Origin of the sequence: Mesorhizobium sp. M0960, from assembly GCF_040319055.1 — a bacterium.
GTDB lineage: Bacteria > Pseudomonadota > Alphaproteobacteria > Rhizobiales > Rhizobiaceae > Mesorhizobium.
Genome location: NZ_JAMYNN010000005.1, coordinates 205,766 through 221,066 on the forward strand (window position 1 = coordinate 205,766; position 15,301 = coordinate 221,066).

Below are 15,301 nucleotides of genomic sequence, written 5' to 3' on the forward strand. Positions count from 1 at the left end.
CGGTTTCGTTACCGTTGATCTGCTAGTCTCGCATCATCCAGCCTGCTTTGCCCGCTGCGCCCGCAACAGCCACTGGTTGCAGGCGGCGTAGCAGGTGTGGCGGGGATTTCGTGCTTTGCAATTCGCCCCAGGAGCCGCTGCAACGATGTTTTCCGAATTTGCCAGAGCGATTGTGGAAAAGCTTTCGAACGTCAATCTGACCACGCTCGGCCTGCTTCTCCTCACCGCACTGGGCAGCGCGGTGATCGCCTACTGGCGAACTGCCGAACATAAGTCCCTCAGGGACTTTTTCGACTTCGCCTTCCCGGCGGAAGTCATCCTGCACCCGTCGGCGCGAGCCGACGCCCTGTTCTGGATCACGAAACGGGCGATGATGCCTTTCCTGCTCATTCCTGCCGGCGTCACCTTCGTCGTCGCGGTGGGCTACGGCACACGCGAGGCAATCGGCTGGCTCCTTAACATCCACGCGCCGCTTCTCGGCGGCCCGGCGGGACCGATGACGATCGTCATCTTCACCGCAACCATGCTGGTCGCCTATGATATTTCCTACTACCTCTACCACGTCGCCCAGCACCGCTTTCCGTTCCTGTGGGAATTGCACAAGGTGCATCATTCGGCCGAGGTGATGGTGGGGATCACCAAGGACCGGGTTCATCCGCTGGACGATCTGATGAACCGTATGTGGGATGGCGTCATCCCGGGCATCTGCTTCGGCATCTGGAGCCTCATTGCACTCGATCCGGTAGAGATCGCTATCTTCGGCATCAACGTCTACGTCATCCGCAACATCCTGATGATGGACTTTGTTCGCCATACGCATCTCAAGATATCGTTCGGCTCGTTGAACAACATCATCCTGTGTCCGCACTGGCACCAGGTGCATCACAGCATCGACCCGCGTCACTACGATAAGAATTTCGGCCTGCTTTTTTCGTTCTGGGATCGTCTGTTCGGAACGCAATTTGTCCCGGAGCCGGATGAAGACCTGAAATTTGGCCTGGTCGATCGCGATGTGCGCGATTACCAGTCGCTCTTTGGGCTCTACATCCTGCCGCTCAAGAAGATGGCAAGGCATGTCATGCGACTGTTTCACAGACGGCCCAATGTGGTCGCGCAGCCACAGGACAGTTCTCCTTCATGAACACCGCTGTTTCCATCGACGTCCTAGGCGCGGAGCGCCTGGAAATCGTCCGTTCGGCGGATCGCCTGGCTGCGGTCGAAGCCGCTTGGATGGAGCTTTGGCATCGTACCGACGGGCTGATCTTTCAAAGCCATGCCTGGATTTCGGCATGGTGGAGTACCGTACAACGCCGTGACCAGCGCGCGTTGCGGATCGGCCTGGTCTGGAAGGGCGAGAGACTCGTTGCTGTCGTTCCGCTGGCGATCGGCAGGCGCAGGGGGCTGCGGTTTCTCGAATGGGCGGCCGGCAGCTATACCGACTATGGGGATATTCTCGTTGCTCCGGAATGCTCGTTGTCGGCGTTGCAGGAGCTATGGAGCCAACTCTGCGATGCAGGCGGCTTCGATCTTGCCTTGATCAGTCGTCTCTCGCCGGATGCGGCGGCCCGCAAAATTTTCACGCCGGGAGCTTCCGGCGGCATCAGGCTTCGTCACTTTCACCGAACGGAAGTCAGCTATCGCGTTGCCGGACAATGGGAAAGCGGAGCGGCATGGTTGGCGGACCAGTCGAAAAAGACGCGCCAGAACTATCGGCGCGGCATCAAGGCGCTGGAAGAAACCGGAGAGGTGAGATTTCGCCTGCTTGCGCCCGACGAGCCGCTGCAACCGGTACTGGAGCGCCTCGCGGCCTTGAAGCGGAAATGGCTGACCGAGCGCATGCGTGAATCAGACCTCTTCGAAGAGGGCGTGCCGGTACTCGCCGCGCTCGTCGATGCGTTGGCGCGCGCCGGCGTGCTGCATATCTTCGTCCTCGAATGCAATGGCGTGATGGTCGCGGTGTCGATCAACTTCGTCCAGCACGACGTGATGATGGCCTTCGTGACGACGTTCGATCCGGATTTCGGCCGGGCGTCGCCGGGTGTGATCCTGTTGATGGATTACGTGCAGTGGTCGATCGATCACGGCTTGAGCACGGTCGATTTCCTCTGTGGCGCAGAGTCGTTCAAACACAAATTCTCAACGCAGGCGGTTACGCTGGAATCCGTCATCGGGACGCGCACGGCACAGGGCGCGCTTGCATCTCTTGCCGATCGTGTCCTCCAGACCGTCAGGCATATGCGCGAGCGGTCATCGGCACCACCAGAGGGACGCGATACGCCCGCTCAAGCCGAAGCAGCCTTGGACTAGCGGGACGCTGGCAAAAAAGCTCAAATGAAGCGCGGTATTGGACCGTTTTGCGGCGTGGTGCGGTCGCCGAGGTCGAGGAAGATATCGTCGATGTAGCACCATCCCCAGCCTTCCGGCGGATCGTAGCCTTCGATGACGGGATGGCCGGTTGCCCGAAAATGCTTGGTGGCATGACGGTTGGGCGAGTCGTCGCAGCAGCCGACATGGCCGCATGTGCGGCAGAGCCGCAGATGCACCCACTGCGAACCGCTCTTCAGGCATTCCTCGCAGCCGAGCGCGCTCGGCGTCACGTCGCGAATGTCCCCGGCATGCCTGCATTCGTCCGCCATCATGCGCTCCTGGCCAGTTGAGGCGCCACGGCGAGACTGCCGCCTTGCGCGAGATATGCATGCAGCGCCGCAACCACCTGGGCACCTTCACCGACGGCAGCGGCGACGCGCTTGATCGAGCCAGCGCGCACGTCGCCGATGGCGAACACGCCGCTGCGGTTCGTCTCCAGCGCACCCGCTTGGCCAATGTCCGGCCCAGTGCGCACGAAGCCCTTCGCGTCCAACGCCAAGCCGCATTGCGCCAGCCAATCGGTGTTCGGATCGGCGCCGATGAACAGGAAGAGATGGTGGATCGGACGTGCTGTCTCCGTGTCGCGGTTGCGCCAGCGTACATTGCCAAGATTGCCGTCGTCGCCTTCCAGCGCCGTGATCTGCGTCTCAGCCAGCACCTCGATGTTCGGCTGTGCCCTGACGCGCTCCACCAGATAGCGCGACATGCTCGCATCCAGGCTGCTGCCGCGCGCCAGCAGCCATACCTTCTTCACATGCGCCGCCAGATAAACAGCAGCCTGGCCAGCCGAATTGCCGGCGCCGACCAGGGCCACCTCTTGCCCGGCGCAAAGCCGGGCTTCGATCGGCGAAGCCCAATAGTGCACGGAGGTTCCCTCGAATTGCGCCAGGTTTGCCATATCAAGGCGGCGATAGCGCGCTCCGCTGGCGATCACCACCGACCGTGCCCGCACGGTCTCCCCGCCGCCGACGGCGAGCGTGTAATGGGCGCCCGGCGTGTCGCTTGCACTGCCCAGCCGCTTCGCCTCGTCCGGTATCACCATTTCGACGCCGAATTTCTGCGCCTGATTGTAAGCGCGCGCCATCAGCGCCATTCCCGAAATGCCGGTCGGGAAGCCGAGATAGTTCTCGATGCGCGAGGAGGCGCCCGCCTGTCCACCAAAGGCACGGCAATCGAGCACGATCGTCGACAGCCCTTCGGAAGCCGCATAGACGGCCGCCGCGAGGCCGGCTGGTCCGGCGCCGACAATGGCCACGTCGTACAGCTTGTCGGCGTCGATCGGCCTCACCAGGCCGATGCAGCGGGCGAGCTCGTTCTCTCCGGGATTGAGCAGCAGCTTGCCGTTCGGGCAGAGCACGATCGGCAAATGGTGGATATCGACATGGAAGCGTTCGATCAGCGTCTTGGCGCAGGGATCGGTAGCGGAATCGAGAACCCGATGCGGCTGACCGCTGCGGGCTAGGAAACCTTGCAGCCGCAATACGTCACCGCTGTCGACCGGTCCGACAATGATCGGTCCGGCTGTGCCGCTCTCGAGCAGGCCGACACGGCGCAGGATCAGCGCCCGCATGATGCGCTCGCCGAGGTTTGCTTCCTGTACCATCAGGTCCCGCAGCCTTTGCGAGGCGATGACGAGCGCCTCGACCGGCTCGACCGCCTCCACATCCACCAGTGAGGGCCGGGCTGAAAGCTGCGCCAGCTCGCCGACGAAATTGCCCGCACCGTGCGTGACGATCGTTTCGCGCCGGCCGAAGCTGCCGCCCTGGATTATATCCACTTTGCCGGACAGGACCACGATCAGACCGGGCGCCAGCTCACCGGCTTTGACGATCTGTTCGCCTGCAGCATAGGACACGGCTTCGCCGAAACGGCCCATGCGGTCCAGGTCAGGTTCAGCCAGCGCGGGAAACATCTGATCGCGACGGGCAATGGAGATCGGATTGGCAGATTGAGACATGGTTCGAGCCTATCGCCGCTGTCCGACAGATTGAAGCGGTTTTTTGCGGCTTGCGGGCCGTAGGAACCTAACCCGCCTGTCGGTAAACGCTGCGCCCCTTCGCTTCGCATTTCACTGACAGCGGGCCGTGCGCCGGTGCCGTCGCGAGGTGCCTCACATTCCGTTGCATCTCCCTGATTTGTTTGATTTGCGTATTCCGGCAAACCCGACGCATGCTGCTTCGGCCGGCGCCTGTCTAAGCCGGCCAGGCCCGGCGCGCCGTCCTGTGTCAAACTCTCGGCCGCCGGGCTTCTGAACAGGAGAAACGGCCTGCGTCCGCTAGGCGGCTACCTGAAGCACGATCTTGCCGCGCGTATGCTGCTTCTCGAGCCGTTCCTCGGCTTTGGCGACGTCCTCGAGAGGATAGATTGCCTGCACGAACGGCCTGACCTTCCCGGCGTCGATGAGGCGGCTGATTTCGGCAAGCTGTGCTGCGTTCGGCTTGGTCAGATAGGAGACGCCGCGAGCCCGATGCTGGCGGGCCTTTTCCGCCGACGGTTCGGAAAGCGTTGAGACGAGCGTGCCGCCGGGTTTGAGCACGTCCCACGAGCGGTCCTGTGTTTCACCTGCTACTAGGTCGAAGACGAGGTTGACGTCCTCGACAACCTCCTCGAAGCGCTGGTTCTTGTAGTCGACCGCCTGGTCGGCGCCAAGCGCGCGGACGAAATTGAAATCCTGCGCGGAAACGGTCGTCGCGACGAAGGCGCCCGCAACCTTTGCAAACTGCACCGCCAGATGACCGACGCCGCCGGCGCCACCATGGATGAGGACCCGCTGCCCGGATTTGAGGCCGCCGTGATCGAAAAGGCCTTGCCACGCGGTAAGGCCCGCAAGCGGCACGGCGGCGGCTTTCGGCGTGGTTTAAGCGTTGCGGCTTCGCCGCCGCCTCCGTTGCCTTGACGACGACATATTCGGCGTTGCCGCCGCGGTCGTTGCCGAGCATGGCATATAGCGGATCGCCCTTCTTTAGCGTATGGCCCGCGTGCCGCACAGTTCCACCACGCCGGATACGTCACGGCCGAGCGTGACGGGCAGATCCGCGCCCGAAGAGCCCTCGCGAACCTTGTAGTCGACGGGATTGACGCTTGCCGCGTAGACCTTGAGCGTGACCTCGTCGTCATGCGGCTGAGGCAACGGAACCGCGTCCAGCGAAAGAGCCTCCGGTCCACCAAAATCGTGGATACGGACGGCCTTCATGGTAATCATGGCTTGCTCCTCGTCGGTTTGCGGTCCAGTTCGCCTCTGAACAGTTTCACCGGCAGGCTGGCGTCTATCCGGCCGGCGGTTCGGTCGTGGCAAGGCCGGTCGACGGTGCGCCGTCAGTGTATCGTTTGCGAATGCTCGCCGCCGGGTTGCGAGATGCCGCTTAGCGCTTCACCGGCTGTCGCCGTCTCGCTGTTGGTGGCGAGGTCGCCCAGCGAAACGATGCCGACCAGGCGCTTGTCGCGATTAAGCACCGGCAACCGGCGCACTTTCAGATCAGCCATGTTGCGCAGAACATCCTCCGCGTCTTCGTCGTCGAAGCAATACCTGACCTCGGTGCTCATCACTTCCCGTACCTTGGCGTCAGGTGTCTTGCCTTGGGCGACGCCGCGGATTGCGATGTCGCGATCGGTTATCATGCCGACGAGCCGGTCGTTCTCGCCCACCGGCATCGCGCCGGCGTCGAGGCGACCCATCATTTCTGCCGCATCACGTAGGGTTTGCTGCGGACTGGCGATCTCGACGTCCTTTGTCATGCAGTTGCCAACTTTCATTTTAACCTCCGTTGGTTGCAGGCCCTGCCGCCAATTCCGTGATGGAAGGGTGAATGAGCGCCAGCGCAAAACGTTCCATGGCAAGACCCGTTTCGAGCGCTCCGCCAAATCACCCTTGCCATCCTCCACTCCGACCGCCCTTCAGGCGGTCGGCCCGGGAAAAGTCGGTTCCGAAGGAATTTCGGAAGGGGTGCCAGGAGGAATCCCGATTGGCTCCTGGTCCGGCATTGGAATTGGATCCGGCGAGGGTGGGGGTACGCCTGGAGGTTCTCCCGGCGGAGTCTCCGGCGGGGCAGGCGGCCGGGCCGGCTCGGGATTGGGATTGTCCGGCAGTGGATTCGGGTTGTTCGGATCGGGATTGTCCATCGATCACTCCCCTGACATCTGTGGCCTGATCTCCGCTCAGAGTGGGTTGTCGCAGCGGCGATCAGGCTCTCTTGTCCTAAACCAAGGGGAAGCAAAAGCGTTCCCGATTCCGACGCCAAGCGCGGTGCGAATCTATCGGGCGGTTCCCAGGCTGGCATACATTCCGTTGGTGCGGAATTGCGTCGGGTTGATGCCGTAGAGGCGGCGGAAGACCTTCGAAAAATAATTGGCATCCTCGAAGCCGCACATGATGGCGACTTCCTTGACCGGCAGGAAATCGGCCTTCGTCAGCAACTTCGCCGCGCGCTGCAGTCGCTGCTGCAGCACGAATTCGGCGGGCGGAAGACCTTCACTCTCGGCGAAGCAGCGCGAGAAATGCGCGCGGCTCAGGCCGCTGATCTCGGCGAGATCGGCAACGCGGAGCGGCCTGTCGAGATTAGCCTTGATGTGATCGATGACCGGTTGCATGGCGCTCTTGTCGTCGGTGACGGCATGCGAGCCGAAGACATCGTCGTAGAGCGCCATGGCGGCTTCATAGGCGACAGCCGAGGCGGCTCCGGGCGAGACCGCGCCTGTGATCAGGCGTACGCTGCAATCCGCGAGATGATCGATCGTCGAGGGCTTCAGCCGAAGCACCGGACCGACGGCGGCAAGGATCGACTTGTGAATGCGCAGTGCCTCCTCGCCGTTCATCGATATCCAGAAGAATTCCCAGCGTTCGCCCCTGGCCAGCCAGTAACGGTGGTTGTGCGGCACGAGAACCAGCAACGTATCGCCCCTTTGCAGACGGTAGTTCCGGTTCTCGTAGCGCAATCGGCCGATGCCGCTGATCGTGTGCTGGAGCACGGTAAACGGCGTCTGGCCGCGCCTGCGCCCATCCCAGTCGTAGACCTCGTTCTCGCGCACTTCATAGCCCGTGCTTGTCGGCATGGTGTGCAGGCGCTGGCGGCCGCGCGGCAGCGATACCGTCCTGCCCGCCGGCCCGGCGTCGATCAAGTTCCGCAGCACAAAATTACCCCTAAAAGCATAATCCTTCTCTGGTCGCGTGCTGAATTAGGCGCATAATCCCTCGAGAAAAGCAAAAGAAACCGCGGTCAAAGAGCGGACGGGAGGAAGCGCCGGAGTCCAGCCTGCACGCCATGGCAGGCGGGCCAGGCCTGTTTTCGCCGCCTTTGCCCTAACATTCGATCAGGTCGAGGTGAGACTGATGAGTTTCAAGATCGCTATCATCGGTGCGGGAAGCGTCGGCTTCACCAAGAAGCTCTTCACCGACATTTTGTGCGTTCCTGAATTCAGGGATGTCGAATTCGCGCTGACCGATCTCAGCGAGCGCAATCTCCAGATGATCAAGTCGATCCTCGACAGGGTCGTCGAATTCAACAGGCTGCCGACCAGGGTTACAGCAACGACCGACCGCCGTGCTGCCCTCGAGGGTGCCCGCTACGTCATCAGCTGCGTTCGCGTCGGCGGTCTCGAAGCCTATGCCGACGACATCCGCATTCCGCTGAAGTATGGCATCGACCAATGCGTCGGCGACACGATTTGCGCCGGCGGCATCCTCTACGGCCAGCGCAACATTCCGGTGATCCTCGATTTCTGCAAGGATATCCTCGAAGTCGCCGAGCCTGGGGCGAAATTCCTGAACTATGCCAACCCGATGGCCATGAACACCTGGGCGGCGATCGAATATGGCAAGGTCGATACCGTCGGCCTCTGCCACGGCGTCCAGCACGGCGCCGACCAGATCGCCGAAGTGCTCGGCGCCAAGTCGCGCACCGAACTCGATTACATCTGCTCCGGCATCAATCACCAGACCTGGTTCATCGACCTGCGTCTCAACGGCCGCAAGATCGGTAAGGACGAGCTGGTTGCCGCCTTCGAGGCGCATCCGGTCTATTCGCAACAGGAAAAGCTGCGCATCGACGTCCTGAAGCGGTTCGGCGTTTATTCGACCGAAAGCAACGGCCATCTTTCCGAATACCTGCCCTGGTACCGCAAGCGGCCGGACGAAATCACCCGCTGGATCGACATGTCCGACTGGATCCACGGCGAGACCGGCGGCTACCTTCGCTATTCGACCGAAACGCGCAACTGGTTCGAAACCGAATTCCCGCAATTTCTGGAATCCGCCGCGAGGCCGATCGATCCTGCCAAGCGCTCCAACGAGCATGCCAGCCATATTCTCGAGGCGCTGGAGACGAACCGCGTTTATCGCGGTCATTTCAACGTCAAGAACAATGGCATCATCGCCAACCTGCCGCAGGATGCGATCGTCGAGTCGCCCGGCTTCGTCGATCGCTTCGGTATCAACATGGTGGCCGGCATCACGCTGCCGGAGGGCTGCGCCGCCACTTGCATTTCCTCGATCAACGTCCAGCGCATGTCGGTTCATGCGGCAATCTCCGGCGATATCGACCTGCTGAAGCTCGCGGTCCTGCACGACCCACTGGTCGGCGCGGTTTCGACCCCGGAAGAGGTTTGGCAAATGGTGGACGAGATGGTCGTCGCCCAGGCCCGCTGGCTGCCGCAATATGCCGATGCGGTGCCGGCCGCGAAGGAACGGCTTTCGAAATCCAGGGTCAAGACCCGAGAATGGGCCGGTGCGGCACGGCGCGACGTCCGTTCGATCGAGGAATTGCGTGCGGAAAAAACGGCTCTCAAGCAGGCCGTCTGAATTTCATCGGGACGGATTGCGGTAAAGTTTCGGAGGGATTTTCGGCGCCGCACCGTCTGCATAGCGTTCGAGGAGAAATGGAGCGGCGTCAACGCGCTCCTGAACAACAGGGAGGAGAGACGATGAGGAATTTTCGAAACATTGGCATTCTCGCAGGGCTGGCGCTTGGCGTCTCGGCCTCGGCGCTGAGCGCATATGCATCCGAGCCGACCGTGCCGCCGGTGCCCGCGCAATTTCCCGCCGAGGGAAAGATCAAATATGTCGCGCGCGACTCCATCCTGGAGTTCAAGGCACTTCCAGAATACCACGAACCCGATTGGGTCACCGACAAATACGTCAAGCCAGGCAAGCTGCCGCCGGTCAAGGACCGGCTCCCGAAGGAGCCGCTGGTCTTCAAGACCGGCAACATGCCGGACGGCGTCGGCGTCTACGGTGACACGATGCGCCATGTCATCGGCGGCCGGCCGGAGGGCTGGAACTACGGCGCGGGGCAGACGCAAGGCTGGGGCGGCATCGACATCGGCCTCTCCGAATGCCTTACGCGAACGGCCCCGCTTTTCCAGGTCGAAGCCAAGGACACCGAGCCGCTGCCGAACCTCGCCAGGGGCTGGGACTGGTCGAAGGACGGCCACACGCTGACGATGCATCTGGTCGAGGGCGCGAAATGGTCGGACGGCGTTCCGTTCAACGCCGACGATGTGATGTTCTACTGGGACGACGAGGTGATCGACCCCAATGTCTCGCCGCTGAACGGCGCCACGCAGGAGACCTTCGGCGTCGGCACGACGCTGAAGAAAATCGACGACTACACCGTCGAGTGGACCTTCAAGGACGCCTTTCCGAAGCAACACCTCTACGCCATGGCTTACGGCAAGTTCTGCCCCGGACCGTCGCACATCCTCAAGCCGCAGCATCCGAAATACTCGAAGAACACTTACGAGCAGTTCAAGAACGCGTTCCCGCCGGAATATATGAACATGCCCGTGATGGGTGCCTGGGTGCCGGTGGCATACCGCCCCGACGACATCATCGTCATGCGCCGTAATCCGTACTATTGGAAGGTCGACGAGAAGGGCAACCAACTGCCGTATCTCAATGAACTGCACTACAAATTATCGACCTGGGCCGACCGCGACGTTCAGGCGGTGTCGGGGGCGGCCGACATCTCCAATCTGGAGCAGCCGGAGAATTTCGTCGCCTCGCTGAAGCGGGCGGCGCAAAAGGACGCGCCGGCCCGGCTTGCCTTCGGTCCGCGGCTGATCGGCTATAATCTGCGGATGAACTTCTCCGCCAACGGCTGGGGCAATCCCGACGAGCGTGGGCAGGCGGTTCGCGAGCTGAACCGCAACGAGGATTTCCGCAAGGGCGTTACCATGGCGCTCGACCGCAAGGCGCTCGGCGACTCGCTGGTCAAGGGTCCGTTCACCGCCATCTATCCGGGCGGCTTCTCCTCGGGTACGAGCTTCTACGACCGGAAGTCGACGGTCTACTACCCCTTCGATCTCGAAGGCGCCAAGGCGGAACTCGCCAAGGCAGGCCTGAAGGACAGCGACGGCGACGGCTTCGTCAATTTTCCTGCCGGCACCGCCGGCGGAAAGAATGTCGAGATCGTGATGCTCGTCAACAATGACTACACCACCGACAAGAGCCTCGCGGAGGGCGTCGTCGGCCAGATGGAGAGGCTAGGTCTTCGCGTTGTCCTGAACGGGTTGAACGGCGTCCAGCGCGACGCGTCCATGTATTCTGGCCGTTTCGATTGGATGGTCAGGCGCAATGATGAGGAGCTCACCTCGGTCGTACAGAACACCGAGCAACTGGCGCCGATCGGCCCACGCACAAGCTGGAACCATCGCGCTCCGGAAAACGGCCAGGTCGATCTGATGCCGTTCGAGAAGGACCTCGTCGACATCGTCAACAAGTTCGTCTCGGCGCAGGACAACGACGAGCGCGCCAGCCTGATGAAGCAGTTCCAGAAGATCTCGACGCAACACGTCTATACCGTCGGGCTGACCGAATATCCCGGCGCGCTGATCATCAACAACCGCTTCTCCAATATCCCGCAGGGAACGCCGATCTTCATGTTCAACTGGGCCGAAGATTCGATCATTCGTGAAAGGGTCTGGGTCGCTGTCGACAAGCAGCAGAAATATGAACTGTTCCCCGAACAGCTTCCCGGAAAGCCCGGCGACAAGGGTCCGACGAACTGAGTTTCCTCCCCTGACTTGAAAATTCCCGGCCGCGCTGCTGGCGCGGCCGGGACAAAGCCAGCGGCAAGGGGATAACTGAAACCGAGCGAGGAGAGAAACGGCCGATGCTGCGATTTCTGCTTATGCGCATAGCATCCGCATTACCGGTTCTCGCCATTTTGAGCGTGGTTACCTTCGCGATCATCCAGGCCCCGCCGGGCAACTATGCCGACTACATCCGCTTGCAGCTCATCAACCAGGGTGGAGCCTCCTTTGCCGAGGCCGATGCGCAGGCGAAGGCTTATAGCGTGGAGCATGGCCTCGATAAGCCGGTTCCGCTCCAATACCTGAACTGGATCGCCGGCATCGTCACCCGCGGCGACTTCGGCTACAGCCTGTATTACAACAAGCCCGTCGCCGACGTGGTGGGCGAGCGGCTGCCGCGCACGCTGCTGCTTGCGCTTGTCTGCCATCTCTTGGCTTCGGTGCTGGGCATCGGCTTTGGCATCTGGGCGGCGACCAGACAGTACAGCTGGATCGACAGTACGCTGTCAGCGATTTCCTTCCTCGGCATGACGGTGCCGCGCTTCCTGATGGCGCTGATCATCGTCTACCTGCTGGTCTTCCAGTTCAATGTGTCCGAGATCGGCAGCTTCTTTTCGCCGCAATTTGGCGGGGCGCCGTGGTCCTGGGCGAAGTTCGTCGATCTCGTCCGGCATGTCTGGCCGGTTGTCGCCATCGCCACCTTTGGCGGGCTCGCCTACAACATGCGGGTGATGCGCGGCAATTTGCTCGACACGCTGAACGCGCAATATGTCGAAACCGCTCGCGCCAAGGGTCTCAGCGGTGGTGCGGTCGTGATGCGCCATGCGGTGCCCAATGCGCTGCATCCGCTGGTCATGTATCAGGGCGTGGTGCTGCCCTATATGCTGACCGGCGAGATCGAGACTGCGATCATCTTTGCCCTGCCGACCGTCGGCCCGGCGATCGTCGGTTCGATGGCGGTTGGCGACGTCTATGTCACGGCGACCTTCATGATGGTGCTGTCGGCGACGCTGATCGTCGGCAACATCATCGCCGACATGCTGCTCGTCATGCTCGATCCGCGTGTGCGCCAATATGCAGGGTCCTGAGATGCTTGTGTTCGAGCCCTCGCTGCCGCCACTTGCCGAGGAGCCGGCCAAGATCAAGCCGCGCGGCAATGAGAGCTACATCGCACTCGTCTGGCGCCGCCTGAAACGGTCCTGGACCGGCATGGCCGGGCTCATCCTGGTCGCGTTTCTGGTGCTGCTGGCGGTGTTTGCCGACTTCTTCGCACCGATGGATCCCAAGGTGACCGATGTCGGCTTCGCCCCGCCGCAGATGATGAGCTTCCATGACAAGGACGGCAACTTCGTCTTCCAGCCACGCGTCTATGCCCTGGCGGATTCGGAAGACCTCGACCCGGTTACCTTCCAACCCGTCGTCGGGCCGGACTACGACCATCCGCGGCTGCTCGGCTTCTTCGTCAAGGGAGCGGAGTACAGACTGCTCGGCCTGCTTCCCGCGAACCGGCACTTCTTCGGCTCGACCGACGGCCAGCCGGTGCACTTCCTTGGCACCGACAAATTCGGCCGCGATGTGCTGGCTCGTGCGATTTATGGTTCGCGCATCTCGTTGATGATCGCATTGACCGTGGTTTTCATCGTCACCGTGATCGGCACGACGGTCGGCATGGTGTCGGGTTATTTCGGCGGCACATTCGATGTCTGGGTCCAGCGCTTCGTCGAACTGGTGCTCGCATTTCCGCAATTGCCGCTTTATCTGGCGCTAACGTCGCTGGTTCCGGTGACGGCGCCGACAAATGTCTTCCTGGCCTTCGTGATCGTCGTCATGTCGGCGCTTGGCTGGGCGCAGATGTCGCGCGAGGTGCGCGGCAAGACCCTGGCGCTGGCGCGAATCGACTACGTCCGTGCGGCGATGGCGGTCGGCGCCACGGATGGCCGCATCATCATGCAGCACATTTTCCCAAACGTGATGAGCCACGTGATCGTTGCCGTCACATTGGCGATCCCCAGTGTCGTCCTGCTCGAATCCTTCCTCGGTTTTCTCGGCTTCGCGGTGAAGCCGCCACTGATCTCCTGGGGGCTGATGCTGCAAGACACCGCCACCTATTCGGTCATTGGCACCTATCCCTGGATCCTCTCGCCGGTCGGCTTCGTGCTTGTCACCGTCTTCGCGTTCAACGCGCTTGGCGACGGACTGCGCGATGCAGTCGATCCTTATTGACGTGACATGATGCAACACGCGCTCGTCAAATCTTTCGCACCGCCTGTCCGGCTCGACCATGATGGACGTTCGGAAAACCCGGTCATCGATGCCCGCAACATCGCCGTCGATTTCAAGGTCGAGCACGGCATGGTGGAAGCGGTCAAGGACATCTCCTTCCAGCTCTATCGCGGCGAGACGATCGCCATTGTCGGCGAGTCCGGATCGGGCAAGTCGGTGACGGCGCGCACCGTCATGGGACTGTTGTCGAAGCGTGCGGTCGTGTCGCCGAAATCGACCGTCGAATACAATGGGGCGAACATCCTGAAATTTTCCGAGCGTGCCCGGCGCAAACTGCGCGGCGACCGCATCTCGATGATCTTCCAGGAACCGATGAGTTCGCTCAACCCGATCTACACGATCGGCAGCCAGATCGTCGAGGCGATACGGGTGCATCGCAAGATGAGCCGCAGGCAGGCCGAGGCAAGGGCGCTCGAGCTGCTGCAGCAGGTGCAAATTCCTGAGCCCCAGGCGCGGCTGAAGCAGTATCCGCACCAGCTTTCCGGCGGTCAGCGCCAGCGTGTGATGATCGCCATGGCGCTGGCCAACGATCCGGACGTGCTGATCGCCGATGAGCCGACGACGGCGCTCGACGTGACGGTTCAGGCGCAAATCCTCAATCTCATCCGCAACCTGCAGAAGAAACTGCGCATGGCGGTGATCCTGATCACGCACGACCTGACCGTGGTGCGGCAGTTCTCCGACTATGTCTACGTCATGCAGCATGGGGAGATGCGCGAGCACAATGTGACGGAGAAGCTGTTCGCCAATCCGCAGCATCCCTACACAGGCCACCTGCTTGCCTCCGAGCCGCGCGGCCAGGCAAATCCGTTGCCGGAAGGCGCCGACGTCATTCTTGAGGCCAAGGGTGTGCGCGTCTCCTTCATGCTGCGGCACGGCACGTTCATGAAGCCGGATCTGCGCGAACTTGTCGCCGTCGACAGCCTCAGCCTGACCCTCCGGCGGCACGAGACGCTGGGCCTCGTCGGCGAATCCGGATCGGGCAAGACCACGTTCGGCGAGGCGTTGCTCAGGCTCAACACCACGGACAGCGGCGAGATCTATTTCGATGGCCAGCCGATCCATGGCTGTTCGCGGGCGCAGATGCGGCCGCTGCGGTCGCGCATGCAGGTCGTCTTCCAGGACCCGTTCTCGGCGCTCAACCCGCGCATGACGATCGGCCAGATCATCGAGGAAGGGCTTGTCGTCAACCGCATCGGCGCCACGAGGAACGATCGGATCGAGCGGGTGCGCGAGGCACTGATCAGCGCCGGCATGCCGGGCGATATCCTGTCGCGCTTCCCGCACGAGTTTTCCGGCGGCCAGCGCCAGCGTATTGCGATTGCCCGCGCCGTCGCGCTCGAACCGGAATTCATCGTACTCGACGAGCCGACATCGGCGCTGGATCTCTCGGTCCAGGCGCAGATCATCGAACTGCTGCGCAAGCTGCAGCGCGAACGGGGCCTGAGCTACATCTTCATCTCGCACGATCTCAAAGTCGTGCGGGCGCTGTGCCATCGCGTCATCGTCATGCAGCACGGCCGGATCGTCGAAGAGGGGCCTGTCGACGAAGTCCTGTCCCATCCCAAAACCGCTTACACCGAACGGCTGGTCAAAGCCGCTTTCGAGGTAGCCTGATTGTTATGCC

General features: G+C 61.9%; 13 protein-coding genes. 7 read left to right on the forward strand and 6 right to left on the reverse strand.

Features of this window, described 5'->3' with window-relative positions; translation table 11 throughout:
* The first annotated feature begins 145 nt into the window (after window positions 1-145).
* The gene (locus tag NKH63_RS13340; protein ID WP_023720687.1) at window positions 146-1,141 is read left to right on the forward strand and encodes a sterol desaturase family protein; all 996 of its coding nucleotides are present in this window, start codon (window positions 146-148) and stop codon (window positions 1,139-1,141) included.
* A complete protein-coding gene (locus NKH63_RS13345) occupies window positions 1,138-2,307 on the forward strand; it encodes a GNAT family N-acetyltransferase (RefSeq protein WP_352484043.1) in 1,170 nt (389 codons plus the stop codon). Before NKH63_RS13340 ends, NKH63_RS13345 begins: the two co-directional genes overlap by 4 nt.
* A 20-nt stretch (window positions 2,308-2,327) precedes the next feature.
* On the opposite strand, the gene NKH63_RS13350 is transcribed toward NKH63_RS13345, so the two are convergent.
* The 6 genes from NKH63_RS13350 to NKH63_RS13375 form a co-directional block, all read right to left on the reverse strand.
* Window positions 2,328-2,639, reverse strand: a complete 312-nt coding sequence (locus tag NKH63_RS13350) for a UBP-type zinc finger domain-containing protein (RefSeq protein ID WP_352484042.1) — start codon at window positions 2,637-2,639, stop codon at window positions 2,328-2,330.
* Entirely contained in the window at window positions 2,636-4,324 is a 1,689-nt protein-coding gene (locus tag NKH63_RS13355; protein ID WP_352484041.1) for an FAD-dependent oxidoreductase, read from the reverse strand. The genes NKH63_RS13350 and NKH63_RS13355 overlap by 4 nt, the downstream gene beginning before the upstream one ends.
* 318 nt (window positions 4,325-4,642) lie before the next feature.
* Window positions 4,643-5,203, reverse strand: a complete 561-nt coding sequence (locus NKH63_RS13360) for an NADP-dependent oxidoreductase (protein WP_352484040.1) — start codon at window positions 5,201-5,203, stop codon at window positions 4,643-4,645.
* 126 nt (window positions 5,204-5,329) lie between these two features.
* On the reverse strand, window positions 5,330-5,569 hold the full coding sequence (locus NKH63_RS13365) for an alcohol dehydrogenase catalytic domain-containing protein (RefSeq protein ID WP_352484039.1): 240 nt from the start codon (window positions 5,567-5,569) through the stop codon (window positions 5,330-5,332).
* Window positions 5,570-5,682: 113 nt separating this feature from the next.
* Entirely contained in the window at window positions 5,683-6,120 is a 438-nt protein-coding gene (locus NKH63_RS13370; RefSeq protein WP_023720681.1) for a CBS domain-containing protein, read from the reverse strand.
* Between the two features lie 498 nt (window positions 6,121-6,618).
* The gene (locus tag NKH63_RS13375) at window positions 6,619-7,416 is read right to left on the reverse strand and encodes a helix-turn-helix domain-containing protein (protein WP_084642854.1); all 798 of its coding nucleotides are present in this window, start codon (window positions 7,414-7,416) and stop codon (window positions 6,619-6,621) included.
* Between the two features lie 277 nt (window positions 7,417-7,693).
* Between NKH63_RS13375 and NKH63_RS13380 the strand changes: the two genes are divergently transcribed.
* The 5 genes from NKH63_RS13380 (at window position 7,694) to NKH63_RS13400 (ending at window position 15,291) form a co-directional block, all read left to right on the forward strand.
* The gene (locus NKH63_RS13380) at window positions 7,694-9,160 is read left to right on the forward strand and encodes an alpha-glucosidase/alpha-galactosidase (RefSeq protein WP_023720679.1); all 1,467 of its coding nucleotides are present in this window, start codon (window positions 7,694-7,696) and stop codon (window positions 9,158-9,160) included.
* A 122-nt stretch (window positions 9,161-9,282) separates the two neighbouring features.
* The gene (locus NKH63_RS13385; protein WP_023720678.1) at window positions 9,283-11,367 is read left to right on the forward strand and encodes an ABC transporter substrate-binding protein; all 2,085 of its coding nucleotides are present in this window, start codon (window positions 9,283-9,285) and stop codon (window positions 11,365-11,367) included.
* Window positions 11,368-11,471: 104 nt separating this feature from the next.
* Window positions 11,472-12,479 (forward strand): ABC transporter permease, encoded by a 1,008-nt coding sequence (locus tag NKH63_RS13390; protein ID WP_031194486.1) that lies wholly within the window; start codon window positions 11,472-11,474, stop codon window positions 12,477-12,479.
* Window position 12,480: 1 nt separating this feature from the next.
* On the forward strand, window positions 12,481-13,614 hold the full coding sequence (locus tag NKH63_RS13395) for an ABC transporter permease (protein WP_031194485.1): 1,134 nt from the start codon (window positions 12,481-12,483) through the stop codon (window positions 13,612-13,614).
* 9 nt (window positions 13,615-13,623) lie between these two features.
* Window positions 13,624-15,291, forward strand: coding sequence for an ABC transporter ATP-binding protein (locus tag NKH63_RS13400; RefSeq protein ID WP_352484066.1), 1,668 nt, complete (start codon window positions 13,624-13,626; stop codon window positions 15,289-15,291).
* Window positions 15,292-15,301: the final 10 nt, after the last annotated feature.